Raw genomic sequence first — 15,224 nt, forward strand, 5'->3', positions numbered from 1 at the left:
TTATCAAAAAATAAATGGGAAAGATAAAAAAAATAGGCGTTGGCGATGTTTTTGCAATAAAAATAGAAGACTCGGAGTATTATTATTTTGGAAGAATTTTATTTGATGTAAAAGAGCAATATGACGGTAAGGGTCAAAAAAATAATTACTTAGATTGGCATGGTAAAAGTGTCTTGTTAGAAACTTATAAACATATTTCTCAAAAACCTACTATTGATAACTTTGAGATTGCTGTTGATTCGACATTTATTTCCAAAAAACGATTATTCAGAGAAAATATTGAGGTAATAAAAAATATTCCTGTTAATCCAAAAGAAATAACTTTCCCTGCAACATTTAAAAATGTTCATGAAGAAGGTATTCTCCTCGCTATTGGAGAACTTGCACTATTAACAGGTTTTAGTACCGGATTTACAGATAAAGCAAAGGTTTTCCCTTCCTTGGGTAACACATACTATCTTCAATTGGCAACTTTAGATTATTCAAAAAGATTAGATTTAATTAAAGATAAAAAAGATATTATGGATAATTATTTTAAATCGTCGAATCTAAAAAGCTTACCTGAAATATATAAAGAAGTTTGTAATGATATTGATGAAGATCCTAATATGAGTTATTATGAATTAGCATTAAAACATGGTTTTGATTTAGCTCGCTTTTATTAACTAATAATTATGGAAACTACTAAAACAATGATGAAAGATGTTTTATGGAATTTTGAAAAGGAAAAATTCCCTTCCTTGGAAAAATTCAAAGAAGCACTCATAAAATACAATGAGACCATCAAAGGCGAACCTTCTAAAATTAACTTGGAAGAGAACGTTCTGAATACAAAGCAAGTTGTTATTCAATACTCCTGTTGGGACGAGCAAGAAGAGGACGAAATAGAACCCAGTTTTTTATTAGAGGCAGACAACAATTCTTTTTTTTTCGGCTGGAGAATTACTTTTTAAAGTGCACAATAAGGTAAGAGACCAATTAAAAGACGAAGACCATAAATTTTTCGAAGGCTTTGACCTCTGGGAAGGAGAAAATCCAAATTATCCAGATGTACCGCTTTACTTTTTGGAGCAGGGAAGTTGAATAAAAAAATAGAAGCTTTCATTTCTGAAAGGTTTTTTTTGCTTTGAATTAGCCCTCACTAGCGCTCGTTTGTAACGAGTGCCGTACAGAGTAAAAAACAAACCAGAATTAAATAAAAGCTATCTAAATATTTAGATAGCTTTTGTCTTTTTAAGTATCGAGAGAAAAGTTACCTAGCTTATCTACTACGATTAATCTGTTTTGTATCTAAACTCAACATTACGGAGCGTTCTCTGCCCTCCTCCTCTTCCAGCAACACGTAAATATTTTGACCTTCGCCCAGAGCAAAGTCTTTACAAACAAAAACAAGGTGATTGCCATTATGCGCCGCAATGGATTCTTGGAGATTATAAATAAACAACTCTTCTATTTCTATTTCGTGATTTCCTTTCAAAGATTTGATAAAAAACTTTAACGATTTCGCCAGTAACGAATTCACGGCCCATGGTGGCGGCAAGAGCAAACTATCAGGTGGAAAAGTAGAAATAAACCAAGGATAAGCCTATGCAACAGACAATGGAAGCATTGGTACCCTCGTTTACCGGTATATGGCAATCCTATACCATGGACATACGGCAACGTTCTATCCTTGGGGGAGTAGCCAATGAAAATAGCGTTCGGGCCGAGGTCCGTAAATACTATTTCCGGCAAAACGAAACCGGTTATATTTTTTCTTTTGAGGTGACGGACCGTTTCCAAACGAACAAAGAAGGAATTAGGGCGATGGAAAATGATATCGCCAAATTACAGTCCGAACTCACCGTACAGACGGATTTTCAAGGAAACCCCATACGAATATTGAATCTAGCGACTATCAGGGATAATTGGAAAGGCTATAAAAAAGAATTCGCAAAAAAACATAAGGAACAAAAAGGACTCGAAGCCACTATAACCGCTACCGACTCCCTTTTTAACAATAACAAACTGTTTACCGAGAATTTTAGGGAATCCGAAATAGGTACGCTGTTCTTTCCGGACATCTACGGTACCGTATCGAGTCAGGGAGAGACCATAGAATCGGCCAAGATATTCACTGATTTTTTCGATACTTCCTCCCTACCCTTTTTGTTGACGACCACCCTAAAAAAAAGGGACCGGCTAAAAGATACCGCGCAAGTCTTTAGAAAGGGAATGTTGGACGAAGAAAATTTTGACCGGTACAACGTACGTAAGTTCTTTAGAAAATTGGCGGACAATATACAGCTGGCCGTACCCGTAAAGGCAGCCTACATGGAGACGTACGACCTGGACAAGAATCATCATATAGGCCATGCCGGGCAACTGCTAACGGCCAACGTTCCGGCACTCTTCAATTACGAGCAGATCGTTCGTATAATTCCTAAAGGAAAGAACCTATGAGCGGAAAGAAATACGTGCCGGAAGGCGTTTATCTAGTCTGCGACATGGGTACAGTACCGGCGGAACTGCGAAGCATCTCCTATACGGAGACCACTCTTTTTGGTGAGCATATGTGCACAAAGATGGACAAGACCCTAATTGTAAACTTCGAGCCTTTAGGTGCCTGTAGCGCCTCGAACGGGGCACCATGTACGGCCCCTGTACTTGATTGGACCAACGTTACTGATGGCATTACTTTGGGCGGCAATGAACTGCTGTTGGAAGACAGTGAATTGCCCTGCACCTTAGGCGGTACCGTTAAGATTTATTATTCCTGGCAGCTGCCACAGCCGCTTTGCCACCACAAGAAGAGGAAAAGGGCTTTTGGGACAATGCCTTGGACTTTACCAAAGGACTGGGCACTGGTCTTTGGAAAGGCGCAAAAGGTACCGTAACCGGTGTTGCAGACCTTGTAGTTTGGGCAGGAAAACACTCTACACCGTACATGCTCTTAAACCCACAAGGGTATGCAGAACAACTACAAAAAGACAAAGAGACTTTTAAGGCTATAGGTAATATGGCGGTAAAAGCGGGTACGTTCGTCTATCGTAACTCAGCAATAAACGCACTTACCGACCCCGGAGATTTTATGGCCGCTCAGGCCGAAAGTGCCGTAATGGTCGATCAAATGATGGACAAGGCCGCCAACATGAGCGCCGAGGAATGGGGCGATTTTACCGGACAAGTGCTCTTTGAAGTACTTATGGAAGTGGGCAACGCAGGTGGGGCAGCTGCACTAACTGCCGCCAAGATAGCTGACAAGACTGTTGATGCGGCGCGTTTATTAAATAAACTTGATAAAATTGAAGATGCCGCGGATACTATTAAATTACTTGATAAAGCAGAGGATGTGGGCGACGGTGTCAAAGCTCTAGATAAAATAGAGGATATAGGTGACGGTGTCAAAGCTCTAGATAAAATGGAGGATGGTTCTTCACCACTTAAGGCGGCTGATGAACTGGGGGATGTAGTTTACGAAAAAGGCGGTAAAAAAGGAAAAGGTTGGAACAAGAAACTAAATGGAAAATTAGAACCCAATTCTAAATATTCCGTAGATGGCTATCTTTATGAAACTGATGAATTGGGTAGGGTTAATAAAGCAAGTGGTAAATTGGAACTTAAAGAAAGAGGAAGGAATACCTACCAACAAGGAAAATCCGTTAAAATGAAGGATGGTATTGATGGAGACCAAGGCGGACACCTTATAGGAGACCGTTTTAATGGTCCGGGCGAACAGATAAACTATGTTCCTCAAAAAGGCAGTCTTAATCAAAGTGCCTATAAAAAAATGAAGAACGATTGGCAGAAAGCCCTTGAAGAGGGTAAAGAGGTTGAAGTAAGCATAGAAAATATATATGAGGGGGGGTCAAAACGACCAGTTGGCCAAACCGTAGAATATACAATTGATGGTAAATCCCATAGTATTGATTTTGAAAATTAGTATCTTTATTATAATTTAAAAAAATGGAAAAATGAGTAATGTGAGTGATATATATAATAGAATAGGTCAAAGAATAGTGAATTCGATTGATGAAGATTGGAATTCCGCTACACTTAATCTGGAATATATAGGTGCGGTAAAATCTACCTTGGAATATATAGATAATAAAGAAGAAGAAAAAAGTACTAAACTATCTGATAGCTTTCAAAATATGAGGGATATTAAAGAGTTACACAAAATAACAACGGAAGGAGGCAACAACAAATGGAACAAGGCCTTATTTTCTATGAAGCCTGATGGAGATTTCGATATGGAGTTCATTTGGGATCAAGAACTTCAGGATGAAGTGGAGAGTTTCTCGTAGAAACAGAGTAATATTCACCTTTTTTAGAAAGCCTTTCAACAAATGGAAGGCTTTTTTGTTGGCTTAAACTAAAGTACCTAACCGCTGCAAAGGTAGCCGATAAAACTGTTGATGCCGTTAGGGTGCTGGACAAATTGGATGACCTTGGCGATGCCGCAAAAGCTGCCGATAAATTGGAGGATATTTCTGATGGTACTAAATTGCTGCCGCCTCCTAAGGAGTTGGGGGATGTAGTACACTGGGATGGTGTAATCAGAAGTACGGACGAAATATTCGACCCCTCCAAATATAAAATGCTGGATGGGGAAAAACTGGGCGACTTTGGCGAAAGTGTCGTGGAAGGTATGCTTAGAAAAAAAGAGTTCGGTGACTATGATACTTTTTACGCTGTACAAAACAAATCGGGCAATGGAGTAGATATTGTTGCTACAAATAAAAAAGGGGATGTTTATATTGCAGAAGTAAAATCCACCCAACAGGATAAACTCTGGAACAATGGCAACCCTAGGGACATTGGTTTAAAAGGCGACCAAAAGACCATGGGCGGCAAAGAATACTCCGAGGACAGACTAGATAGGGCAGCCCAAGGTGACGATGGTTATACCGATGGAACAAGTACTGAAGAGGCAATAAAAGCGCAGGAGGCAATTGAAAATGCTAAAGCGAATGGGAACAAAATAGAACATAAAAAAATAGATGTTCATGTAGATAATGACGGTAACTTGCGTGATACTCCAAAAGTAAAAGATTGGAAAAAGCCACCTAAAAAAAAGGGTAAATAAGTATGAAAACACTTGAAGAATCAGTAAAATATACCATTAGAAAAAAAGAACATCAAATCTCTAGATTAGAAAATTCGCATTTTAATGAATCTTACGATAGTTTAAACAAGTTTTTAACCAATGAGAAAGGAAGAGGTTCTGTCGCTCTTAGAATAGAATATTTATCAACATGGTATCATTGGAATTTTATCCATAATTTTATTTCCAATGATAAATTACATTACAACGCTTTAGCTAAAAGTAATTTTTATGCATTGGAATGTAATAATTGGAGGTTTCTTTTAGGAGAGTTAGTAGAAACATTTGACAGCGCTATATCCTTAACTACCAGTATTAAACATCTCGCCCAAATGCTCTACCTAGGGCAAAAAGAAAGAGCGGTCGCCTATGGTAATCTGTTGTTGAAGATGCTATATGGAAAACAATACGATGGTGGGATGTTTTTTCCCACTCATCCGTGGTTTATGTTAGAGCTTTTCTGCAAATGGCAGGGTAAGAAACTTGAGCAAAAAGGAACCAGATATCCGGACAGTCTAGGAGTATATGAAAGAGCCCTCGATAATTGGAATACCGAAGACATCCGATTAGTATCGGATATTATTGACGACCTTACCAAATTTCATATCGCTCAATCCGATGAAGATGTTACAACAGATGAACATGGTAATGAATTTAGTCCTGAGTTTACTAAATCAAATTACTTCATATTTCCCGTAGAAATACTAATGTGGCTCTCGATTCGCAAAGACTTAGGTTTGCCGGATTATACACCTTCACCAGAGAACAAATTAATGCAAATGGAAATCAATAAACTACCGGAGCAATCGATACCGTGGCCTACAGACGAACTGGTGGAAAAATGTAAAGCCAAGTTAAAGGAAGACAACCCGGGTGTTGAATTTGAACTGTAAAACTTTACAAATTGCCCTCGCTAGCGCTCGTTTGCAACGAGTGCCGTACAGAGTAAGAAACAACAAACTAAGCTATCTAAACATTTAGATAGCTTTTGTATTTTTAGACAATGAGCAGAATATGGTAAAGCAAGAAACCTTGGCAATAAAAGCCTTGGTTTTATAATTAATGCTTTCAGATTATTTATAGGAAATAACTGGGACGGCACTCGTAAAATACGAGCGCTAGCAGGGGCCATATTATTGCTAACAATCATGATGGAAGTGCTACAGACGCACGAAATATAGTAACACTGACAGATGGCACCAATCATCCTGGAATGTCAAAGGTAGAGAACAAAATAACAAAACATGTTAAGGCAGGAAATACTGTTTTAATTGAAGTAAAACCAAATTATATAGGTAATAACTTAGTTCCCGATTCAATGAGTATTTTTGCGATAGACCAAAAAGGAAACGTAATCGCTGATACAACCATAGAGAATGGGTTAAGGCAAAATACAATTTGTTGCAAATAATATGAATTTTAATTTAGAGAAAACAAGCGAAAAATTAACTCATGGTAATGCAGAATTGTTGCATAGTCATAACTTTTCCAATGGAAGAAAATTTCCAAAATCTTATATAGATTTTGTTGAAAATTTCGGTTACGGTCTATCATGCAATCTGTTTATCATTTATATTCCAATGGAAAGTTATCCTGATTCTTTTTTTATAAGAAGTGAGGAAATAATTGGGACCTATCAAGAAGTGCTTGACAATGAAAATGAACTCTGGTTTGACATGGAGCCTGACTTATCTTATAAAAAATTAAGAGATTTGATTCCTTTCGCCATGAGTGAAAATGGACATTACCTTTTTTGGGATATAGAAAGTGAAAGCTCTGAGGAATTTGATATTTATATAACAGATTTCAAAGGTTTAGAATTTACTAAGGCTGGAAGAAATTTATACGATTTCTTTGAAAAGATTACCTCCAAAAACAAATTCAAGGAAGTCCTACCTTTCTCTGAAAATTCTTTACCTAATATCTTTAAACCTATTAGCATTCTAAAATTACCATAATTACCTCCCGCTAGCGCTCGTTTGCAATAAGTGCCGTACAGAGTAAGAAACAACAAACTAAGCTATCTAAATATTTAGATAGCTTTTGTATTTTTAAGCAATGAGCAGAAGATACAACTTCAAAAACCCAACAGCGGTATATTTTGTTTATTTTGCTCGGTAACCAAAACCAATGGAGAAAAAGTAGCCTTTGAATACGATGCTTTAGGGCGAAGGACCGCTAAAAAAACAATACCCCTTCGAGCGAAATCGAGAAGCGGTATAACTCGCTTTGTATGGGATGGCAACGTACCCCTTCACGAATGGAAATACCCCTTAAAAAACCGCCCAGAATGGGTAGTTGATGAATGGGGGATGTTATCTAAGGACAAAGAAGAACCTCTAGACAATTTGATTACTTGGGTCTTTGACGAAGCAACATTTAAGCCTACCGCTAAAATTATAGATGGTGAACAATTCTCCATTATTACTGATTATTTGGGTACCCCTGTAGAAATGTATAACGCTCAGGGCGCAAGAACTTGGGCCGTAGAATATGATATTTACGGAAAAGTACGTAAACTTGTTGAAGGTTCTTTGGAAGATTGTCCCTTTAGGTATCAAGGGCAATATGAGGATAGTAAAACTGGGTTGTATTATAATAGGTTTAGATATTATAGTGCAAAAGAAGGGCTTTATTTAAGCCAAGATCCTATAAAATTTTTAAGTGGAGAGCCAAATTTTTATGCTTACGTTAATGATACTAATTTATACATTGATGTACTTGGTTTAAGTAAAGGAAGTGGAACTTTAGGTAGAAACTTATCTAAAGCAGGCATGGAACATGGAATGAATCCATTTACTAGAGGGAATTTCCAAGCACATCACGTTATACCTCACGAAGTATGGGTCGATAACCCGCAGTTTTTTGAGGATATAGGTTTAGGTGGAGCAAAAGATAAAGCTGCTAATGGCGTGTTTTTACCTAAAAATGCTAATGTAGCACAACAAGGAGGATTTGATTATTACCATAGAGGTAGCCACGCAGATATAAATGCTGATATGAGTACAAGGGTAAATGGTGTTAAACATCAATTTAATGCAGGAGAAATTAGTGCCTCTCAAGCTAGAAAGAAAATTAGTGTTATTCAAAAAGTAGAAAGAAAAAGATTAAGTTCTCGAAAAGAAAAAATGCCAATTAGATGTAGTTAAATTTTTATTATGACTGAACAAGAAATTAGAAAAATAGCAGACGATAAAATAATTGATTATGCAAAAACAGTCAATCCGATAGAATGGCACAAAATGGCCATGGATTGGAACTATGATAGTAGTAAAACTTTTTTGAAATGGTTAATTACAAATCAACAAACAGAAAAAGCAACTATTCTAATGATTTATTGGATGTCAAGTCCTAAACATGGTTTTGAATATCAAAATGAGATTGAACAAAAATATACTTCTGGATTTTATAGTAACCAAAATTTAAGTTTTAACCCAAAAGATGATGATGGTTTAGACTGGACACAAGAATATCCTGATTTAGATAGTAGCAAAATACCACCAGTTATGTATGATAAAATAGATGGAGAAAAAGTATTGAGTTCAGAGGAATATATTGAAGGAATCCCAGAAAACATTTTTAATGAAATTGAAAATTTATATGAGGAATACGAAATAGATTAAGCCCCTCGCTAGCGCTCGTTTGTAACGAGTGCCGTACAGAGTAAGAAACAAGAGTTAAAACAAAGCTATCTAAACAATTAGATAGCTTTTGTATTTTTAGACAATGAGCAGAATATGGTAAAGCAAGAAACCTTGGCAATAAAAGCCTTGTTTTTACAATTGATTCTTTCAGATTCTTAATAGGAAGTAGCTGGGACGTCACTCGTAAAATACGAGCGCTAGCTGGGGTCAAGAAAAAGAAATAATGAAGGTGATTATTCTGGAATGTGGTAAATTAATTTAAAATATGTCATTAGAAGATAAGGTTATAGAAGTTTTAAATGAACTCGATGAAAAACAAAAAAAGGTATTTGGAATTTTTTGTTTAGAAAGAGTTATTTACTTGTATAAGAAAATTGATGAAACTGAAGATTTGAGTAAGGTAGATAGTTCTATAAAAAAAGGAGAAGCATGCAAGTTGTTAGAATCTATTTTTAATCAAGTTAAGAAAGAAAATTCTATTAAGAATATTGATGAACTGATTGATACTTGTGACCTACTAATACTTGATACAGAAGAATTATTTGATAATACAACAGAGAATGAAGTATCTTCTTTAGTGGCTCAAGGTGTTGATTATCTTTTGAGATTTATTAAAGAAAAAGAACCCGAGTATATTGAATATTGTTCATCTAATAATATAGAAATTTTAAATCAATTAAAATCAGAAGAATTTTATATCAAAAGTGGCTCAAAGGCTACTGATGAAGAAATTATGGAGTATGTGGAGAATATTTTTGAAAAAGAATATAAAATTCAATTACAATCTTTACAATTAATAAAAAAAGGAGATTTTAATTTACTTGAAGATTTAAAAAATAAATCTATTATAGAATGGTCTAATTAAATAATGCTAATGTGTAACTAGCCCCCCCGCTAGCGCTCGTTTCCAACGAGTGCCGTACAGAGTAAGAAACAACAAACTAAGCTATCTAAAAATTTAGATAGCTTTTGTATTTTTAGACAATGAGCAGAAAATGGTAAAGCAAAAAACCTTGGCAATAAGAACTTTGGTTTTACATTTGATGATTTCAGATTCTTAATAGGAAGTAACTGGGACGGCACTCGTAAAATACGAGCGCTAGCTAGGGAGACAAATGTGTTAATTCAAGTTTAGGCTCTCAATGGAAAAATCGAATAGATGAAATTGATCAACAAATTTGAGAGGCTGCCAAAAATATGACGCAAGCCGAGAAAGAAACGACTTTGTTAAACATCGATTTATTAGGTGGTTAAAAGCTATTTTATTAATTTCATAGTATCTAATTTTAGTTAAATGTCAGATAAATTTTTTAAAAAATATTCCGAATATAACATTCAGATACTACCTTCTAAAGAATTATTAAATAGCTATTCTATTTCACTCCCAGATAAATTTTTACAGCTTTGGAAGGATTACGGAAGTGGAACATTTTTAGATGGTTATTTAAAACTCGTAAATCCTAATGATTTTAAAGATTTGTTGCATAATGTGTATGTAAATAAGTATGATAATCCGTTGGTTCTTTTTGCGACGGCCATGTCTGATTTGATTATTTGGGAGAACAACTATTTAGTTCTTTTGGATTTTAGACATGGTTTCTCTAAAGTATTGGAGTCTGGTTTCGAATATTTCATGGATGATTTAACCGATAATGAATTTTTAGAAGAAGATTTGAAATGGAATCCTTTTGAAGAAGCTAAAATGCGTTTGGGAGAACTTGATTATGATGAATGTTACGGCTATGTACCTATCTTAGCCGCTGGTGGGGGTGAAAAAGCAGAGAATCTACAGAAAGTAAAAATTAAAGAACATTTAACAATAATTGCCCAACTAGCAGGTAAAATAGAATAATTTTCCTGCTAGCGCTCGTTTGTAACGAGTGCCGTTCAGAGTAAGAATAAACTAAAAACAAAGCTATCTAAACATTTAGATAGCTTTTGTATTTTTAGATAATGAACAGAAAATGGTAAAGGAAGAAACCCTAAGCAATAAAAGCCTTGGTTTTACAATTGGTAATTTCAGATTATTAATAGAAAATAACTGGGACGGCACTCGTAAAATATGAGCGCTAGCTGGGGGATACTGGGCAAATTAGACGGTATGACGTTGTGGTAGAAAATGTTGACACAGGAGAAATTATAGGTGTTGAAGTTAAAAATTCAGAAACTGCTTCCTATGGTTCAAAACAAAAGAGTTTTGACAACAAAGTAAATAGTGGAAGTCATAATATTGCTCCAACTGGAAATAAAGCCAAAGACGCAAGAATTAGAAAAATAGATAAAGTACAAGTAATCAGGTGTAAATAATATGAATGAACTTTTTGAAGCTGTAAAAACCGAAGTAGGAAAATTTCTTACAGAAAAAGGATATGTAAAAAGAGGAAAGAATGATTTTGTAAAAAAAGGAAAATTATATAAACGAGAAGAAGTAATAACATTTTCTTCAGTTAGCGGAAAGGCTCCTAGACCTGATATTACTTCAATAAATATAACCTCAGGGATATATTACAAAGAGGTTAATTCTTTAGACAAAAAAATAATTAAAGATTTTTTTAATTCTTATCCAATTGTATCTGGTTCCATTGGTCATTTCAAAAATGAAAATAGCGGATATTTTTCTGTGCCTATCAATCAGATTACCCAAGTAAATAGGGTTTCTAAAGAAATTATTGAAACTGTAGAATTGGGAGCTTTCAACCTTTTCAAAAAATATTCGACCTTAGAGGATATTCTTAAAGCTATTGATAAAAAGGAAGATTGGCTAAAAGACTATCATAAGTTTTTGAATTTTAGAGAATCTATAAGATTAGCAGCAATCTATTGTTTGACTTATAATAAAAACGAAGCGATTGAATGGTTCAATAATAACGCACCAGATAATGTTAAGAAAGCAGAAGCTTTAGAACTCTTAAAGAATGAGTGGTAATGTAGCAACTCCTCGCTAGCGCTCGTTTGTAACGAGTGCCGTTCAGCGTAAGAAATAACCTTTAAAGCTATCTAAACACTTAAATAGCTATTGTATTTTAAACAATGAGCAGAAAACGGTAATGTAAGAAACCTAGCCAATAAAAGCCTTGGTTTTACCGTTATTGTTTTCAGGTTTTCAATAGGAAGAAACTGGGTAGGCCCTCGTAAAATACGAGTTCTAGCAGCGTTTGAAATATAACCAATCAAATTAGACTGAACATTAGAGAATAATGGGAGAACAACCAAAAAAAAATACTGCTTTAGGGATTATTGGATTAATTCTTATGAATACAATTGCCCTTTCTATTGGTATTTCGTTAGCATCTATGTTTTTTCAAAGTGAAGGAGGTAGCAGCTCACAAGACAATCATTTTTTGGGAGGAATATTTTCATTTATTGGATTAATTATTCGAATAATAATCTCACTTGTCATTGTAGCGTTCCCTGTCGCATTGGTGAATTTAGTCTACATAATTAAAAAGACCAGGAAATAACTAAAGACAATGCGTAATCCAGGATGTTATACTGAAATGCGCAGATAATCATACCGTACTAAACATTGACGATATTGGTTTCTTAGAATAATAAGCTATTGGGACGGCACTCGTAAAATACAAGCGCTAGCGGGGAACTGAAGATATATAGAGACAAAACCTCAAAATTTTTAATATTTCAACATTGTAACGGTCAAGAAATTCAATAATGAATAAAAAAATGGTTTTAAAAGTTTTAGTAACGATTTTACTTTTGTTTGCGGTTCTCAATATCGTGAATATCTTTGAAACAGTCAATCTTCTATTCACACATACTCCAGCTAAATTTGAACGCTATCAAAATTTAAGACACTTAGCGACTAATAAAAACTTCGATATTCAAACAATTGAAACCAAATCTTTTTCATCTGGAAAAATAAAGGATGAAAGTCATATTTGGATTGCTCAGCGTAAGGATGAGGGAGCAAACGACAAATTGCATTCGGAAGTATTTTATAAAATAAATGAAGATGGTATATTGATAGATTCGTTGCGTTTTATCAATGAGTTCATAGAGCCTATAGATGATTACCTTATCAATATTGAAAAAGGATTTTACTGTACATGGTTGAAAGATGGAGATGCTTCTCGAAAACCTTTCAATTTAATTCAAAACGGAGCACTTTTAACGACTGAAGAAATAAAAAACTACATAAAGAACGCTGAACATCTTTTCTATGATTACGTGTTATATTCGGAAACTCAGAAACACTTGCTAAAAGTAGTTTTTTACAAGGATAGAAAATGGTCTGAACTTTATGCCGAAAGTAATGAAGGTTTTAACAAAACCTACAAATATTCAGCTCAATTGAACTTTGAAGCCCTAAATAATTTAGTTGATGTATCATTTTTTAAAAAAAAAGAATGGAATGGTCATACAACACCAAATTTTTCCTATAATGTAAATGGTTTAATGCCTCCTCATTGGCGAGGAGTAAGCTACTACGACTTAAAATTTAAAAATGGAATAATTCTCTTTAAAGAACAAAATTCAGTATTGTACAAAGGCAGTAAAGTTCCTAAGACTAAAATATCCATTTACACCAATCCTAATGGGAAATATATTATCATTAACGATGGAGGTTTCGGCGATAAGGACTTCACACTATACCTAATTAGACTTTAAAGCATCCCCCTCGCTAGCGCTCGTTTGCAACGAGTGCCGTACCGAGTAAGAAACAATAAACTAAGCTTGCTAAACATTTAGATAGCTTTTGTATTTTTAGACAATGGGCAAAAAATACAAGTTTAAAAATCCTACAGCAACATATTTTTTTTTCTTTTGCTGCCATGAACTGGATTGATGTATTAGCCAGAGAAGTTTATTTAAAAGAATTAGTTCTGTTTTATGACTAAAAAAGAAGCCATAAAAACTTTAGAAAAGACTATCAAAAAATCTTTTGACATTTACTCTGATAATTCAAAGTGGAAACCTATAGCTTCGACTAGAATACAACTGCAATATATTATAGAAGCTCTTCAAAATCCCAATAATAGAGAAAAATTAAAAAGTTTGACCATTGGTATTTACGCTGTACGCGAATTTGAAACCGAGCATGAAGAATTTGCTAACTTAATTTATGAAGTAGTTGAAATAGTAAATTTAATGAATAAAGGAAAACTGTAACAAAGAACTTTAATACACTACCGCCATCGCTCTTTCGTAACCAGTGCCCTACCGAGTAAGAAACAACTATTAAAACTATCTAAAATTCCAAAATGATGTGCATATTTGTATAAACAAGACGCCCTAATGAAAACATCCCTACTATTTCTTTTGTCCACCCTACTCTATCTACCTTTAATCGCACAGGACACCACTAAAAACTGGATTGAAACCACAGCCAAAATCACTGAAATACATAATAATATAAAAGCAAGGAATACGAGGTCTTTTGCTACGGTTTCCTACCTTGGTATAGATGGTAAAGAATATAAAAGTAGAGTTGAGTTATTGGCAATCCCTTTTATAGGCACTTTGAAATCAATAGATGATTCTGTAACGGTCTATTATGACCCGGCAAATCCTACCTTGGCAAAATCCCCGGAAACTTCTTTTTTACAATCGTACGGACTTTACCTCTTAATTGGTGCGGGAATCTTAATTTCACTTTATAATTTTAGAAACAAATTTGGTGGAGATGCCACTTAAGTATTACGTTTATTATATAATTAAGAGCCTAGTATAATCTAAAAAAAAAGCTATTTAAAATATTTAGATAGCTTTTGTATTTTTAGACAATGAGCAGAAAGTGGTAAAGGAAGAAACTCTGGCAATAAAAGCCTTGGTTTTACAATTGGTGTTCAGATTTTCAATAAGAATCAACTGTGACGGCACTCGTAAAATACGAGCGCTAGCGGGGGCAGAATGTTTCTGCTAAAGAATTAAAAGAATTGTCTAAGACAATTAAAAATAATTCAAAAAACCTAGAGGTCATTTTCAAAATGAAATAAGTATTTTAAGATAATTTAACATGGCTATTGGACTTTACATGGATCCTGTATTTCTAACTATTGGAACAGGAGATTTTTTAAATAGTTTTTTTTCTACAATTTTTATAAAATTGGAGAATAGTGAATGGGGTAAAAAATACCCTATTACCATGAATAACCTATATATGGGAGAGGTTAAATTAGATAAAATACCCGAAGCTATTATTGAAATCGATCTTTTAAAAAAGCAACTCCAAACATTTCCTCCATCTGAAGTTGTTTGGGATTTTGAAAATCTCTCTTCTAATCCTCCATGGGGAAATAATATTTCTGAATCAATAAAAAATTTAGCAGATTATTTCGTAACTAGTAATGGAGAAAATTTGGTCGATCTTATAAAAGAAGCTTATCATGTTGCTTTAGAAATTGATGAGCCGGTTATTGTAAAGTCTATTTAATAAATGGAAATCTTGAATGCTTCATCGCTAGCGCTCGTTTGCAACGAGTGCCGTACAGCGTAAGAAACAATACTAAGAGCTATCTAAAAATTTAGATAGCTTT

22 protein-coding genes and 2 pseudogenes are annotated in these 15,224 nt (G+C 34.6%); 23 read left to right on the plus strand and 1 reads right to left on the minus strand.

Annotated features, from left to right (window positions below):
- The first annotated feature begins 14 nt into the window (after positions 1-14).
- The 3 genes from Q5W13_RS21910 to Q5W13_RS21920 are packed head-to-tail and all read left to right on the plus strand — an operon-like array spanning position 15 to position 1,083.
- Positions 15-665 carry an Imm26 family immunity protein gene (locus tag Q5W13_RS21910; RefSeq protein ID WP_304444517.1) on the plus strand — a complete coding sequence of 217 codons (651 nt, stop codon included), beginning with the start codon at positions 15-17 and terminating at the stop codon, positions 663-665.
- A gap of 9 nt (positions 666-674) precedes the next feature.
- A complete protein-coding gene (locus tag Q5W13_RS21915) occupies positions 675-953 on the plus strand; it encodes a hypothetical protein (RefSeq protein ID WP_304444518.1) in 279 nt (92 codons plus the stop codon).
- Position 954: 1 nt separating this feature from the next.
- Positions 955-1,083, plus strand: a complete 129-nt coding sequence (locus Q5W13_RS21920; protein ID WP_304444519.1) for a hypothetical protein — start codon at positions 955-957, stop codon at positions 1,081-1,083.
- A 178-nt stretch (positions 1,084-1,261) separates the two neighbouring features.
- Here Q5W13_RS21920 and Q5W13_RS21925 read toward each other — a convergent pair whose 3' ends face one another.
- Complete coding sequence (locus Q5W13_RS21925) at positions 1,262-1,477, minus strand: hypothetical protein (RefSeq protein WP_304444520.1); 216 nt, start codon at positions 1,475-1,477, stop codon at positions 1,262-1,264.
- Positions 1,478-1,587: 110 nt separating this feature from the next.
- On the opposite strand from Q5W13_RS21925, the gene Q5W13_RS21930 reads away from it, so the two are divergent.
- The 20 genes and pseudogenes from Q5W13_RS21930 to Q5W13_RS22020 all read left to right on the plus strand — a co-directional run bounded on the left by Q5W13_RS21930 (position 1,588) and on the right by Q5W13_RS22020 (position 15,121).
- Positions 1,588-2,442 carry a hypothetical protein gene (locus Q5W13_RS21930; RefSeq protein ID WP_304444521.1) on the plus strand — a complete coding sequence of 285 codons (855 nt, stop codon included), beginning with the start codon at positions 1,588-1,590 and terminating at the stop codon, positions 2,440-2,442.
- Positions 2,439-2,876: a PAAR-like protein gene (locus Q5W13_RS21935; protein WP_304444522.1), complete on the plus strand. Its 438-nt coding sequence runs from the start codon at positions 2,439-2,441 to the stop codon at positions 2,874-2,876. The genes Q5W13_RS21930 and Q5W13_RS21935 overlap by 4 nt, the downstream gene beginning before the upstream one ends.
- Complete coding sequence (locus tag Q5W13_RS21940; RefSeq protein WP_304444523.1) at positions 2,777-3,922, plus strand: DNA/RNA non-specific endonuclease; 1,146 nt, start codon at positions 2,777-2,779, stop codon at positions 3,920-3,922. The genes Q5W13_RS21935 and Q5W13_RS21940 overlap by 100 nt, the downstream gene beginning before the upstream one ends.
- A gap of 40 nt (positions 3,923-3,962) precedes the next feature.
- A complete protein-coding gene (locus Q5W13_RS21945; protein ID WP_304444524.1) occupies positions 3,963-4,286 on the plus strand; it encodes a hypothetical protein in 324 nt (107 codons plus the stop codon).
- Between the two features lie 122 nt (positions 4,287-4,408).
- Complete coding sequence (locus Q5W13_RS21950) at positions 4,409-5,068, plus strand: hypothetical protein (RefSeq protein WP_304444525.1); 660 nt, start codon at positions 4,409-4,411, stop codon at positions 5,066-5,068.
- Between the two features lie 2 nt (positions 5,069-5,070).
- Positions 5,071-5,979 (plus strand): hypothetical protein, encoded by a 909-nt coding sequence (locus Q5W13_RS21955; RefSeq protein ID WP_304444526.1) that lies wholly within the window; start codon positions 5,071-5,073, stop codon positions 5,977-5,979.
- Between the two features lie 236 nt (positions 5,980-6,215).
- A pseudogene (locus tag Q5W13_RS21960) lies at positions 6,216-6,497 on the plus strand (DNA/RNA non-specific endonuclease); the annotation flags it as partial.
- Position 6,498: 1 nt separating this feature from the next.
- Positions 6,499-7,044, plus strand: a complete 546-nt coding sequence (locus Q5W13_RS21965) for an SMI1/KNR4 family protein (RefSeq protein WP_304444527.1) — start codon at positions 6,499-6,501, stop codon at positions 7,042-7,044.
- Positions 7,045-7,398: 354 nt separating this feature from the next.
- Positions 7,399-8,235, plus strand: a complete 837-nt coding sequence (locus Q5W13_RS21970; RefSeq protein WP_304444528.1) for an RHS repeat domain-containing protein — start codon at positions 7,399-7,401, stop codon at positions 8,233-8,235.
- A gap of 9 nt (positions 8,236-8,244) precedes the next feature.
- Positions 8,245-8,709 (plus strand): DUF4274 domain-containing protein, encoded by a 465-nt coding sequence (locus Q5W13_RS21975; RefSeq protein WP_304444529.1) that lies wholly within the window; start codon positions 8,245-8,247, stop codon positions 8,707-8,709.
- 286 nt (positions 8,710-8,995) lie between these two features.
- Positions 8,996-9,595 (plus strand): hypothetical protein, encoded by a 600-nt coding sequence (locus Q5W13_RS21980; RefSeq protein ID WP_304444530.1) that lies wholly within the window; start codon positions 8,996-8,998, stop codon positions 9,593-9,595.
- Positions 9,596-9,867: 272 nt separating this feature from the next.
- Positions 9,868-9,912 (plus strand): annotated as a pseudogene (locus Q5W13_RS25440) (hypothetical protein); the annotation flags it as partial.
- A gap of 112 nt (positions 9,913-10,024) precedes the next feature.
- On the plus strand, positions 10,025-10,582 hold the full coding sequence (locus Q5W13_RS21985) for a T6SS immunity protein Tdi1 domain-containing protein (RefSeq protein ID WP_304444531.1): 558 nt from the start codon (positions 10,025-10,027) through the stop codon (positions 10,580-10,582).
- A 257-nt stretch (positions 10,583-10,839) separates the two neighbouring features.
- On the plus strand, positions 10,840-11,037 hold the full coding sequence (locus tag Q5W13_RS21990; protein ID WP_304444532.1) for a hypothetical protein: 198 nt from the start codon (positions 10,840-10,842) through the stop codon (positions 11,035-11,037).
- Between the two features lies 1 nt (position 11,038).
- The gene (locus Q5W13_RS21995) at positions 11,039-11,656 is read left to right on the plus strand and encodes a hypothetical protein (protein ID WP_304444533.1); all 618 of its coding nucleotides are present in this window, start codon (positions 11,039-11,041) and stop codon (positions 11,654-11,656) included.
- A 271-nt stretch (positions 11,657-11,927) separates the two neighbouring features.
- Positions 11,928-12,191: a hypothetical protein gene (locus tag Q5W13_RS22000; RefSeq protein ID WP_304444534.1), complete on the plus strand. Its 264-nt coding sequence runs from the start codon at positions 11,928-11,930 to the stop codon at positions 12,189-12,191.
- A gap of 208 nt (positions 12,192-12,399) precedes the next feature.
- A complete protein-coding gene (locus Q5W13_RS22005; protein ID WP_304444535.1) occupies positions 12,400-13,356 on the plus strand; it encodes a hypothetical protein in 957 nt (318 codons plus the stop codon).
- Between the two features lie 222 nt (positions 13,357-13,578).
- The gene (locus Q5W13_RS22010; protein ID WP_304444536.1) at positions 13,579-13,857 is read left to right on the plus strand and encodes an immunity protein Tsi6 family protein; all 279 of its coding nucleotides are present in this window, start codon (positions 13,579-13,581) and stop codon (positions 13,855-13,857) included.
- 126 nt (positions 13,858-13,983) lie between these two features.
- The gene (locus Q5W13_RS22015; RefSeq protein WP_304444537.1) at positions 13,984-14,382 is read left to right on the plus strand and encodes a DUF3592 domain-containing protein; all 399 of its coding nucleotides are present in this window, start codon (positions 13,984-13,986) and stop codon (positions 14,380-14,382) included.
- A gap of 322 nt (positions 14,383-14,704) precedes the next feature.
- Entirely contained in the window at positions 14,705-15,121 is a 417-nt protein-coding gene (locus tag Q5W13_RS22020; protein WP_304444538.1) for an Imm70 family immunity protein, read from the plus strand.
- The last annotated feature ends 103 nt before the right edge of the window (positions 15,122-15,224 follow it).

The sequence above is a fragment of the Zobellia laminariae genome, from assembly GCF_030553095.1.
In the GTDB taxonomy this organism is placed as follows: Bacteria; Bacteroidota; Bacteroidia; order Flavobacteriales; family Flavobacteriaceae; genus Zobellia; species Zobellia laminariae.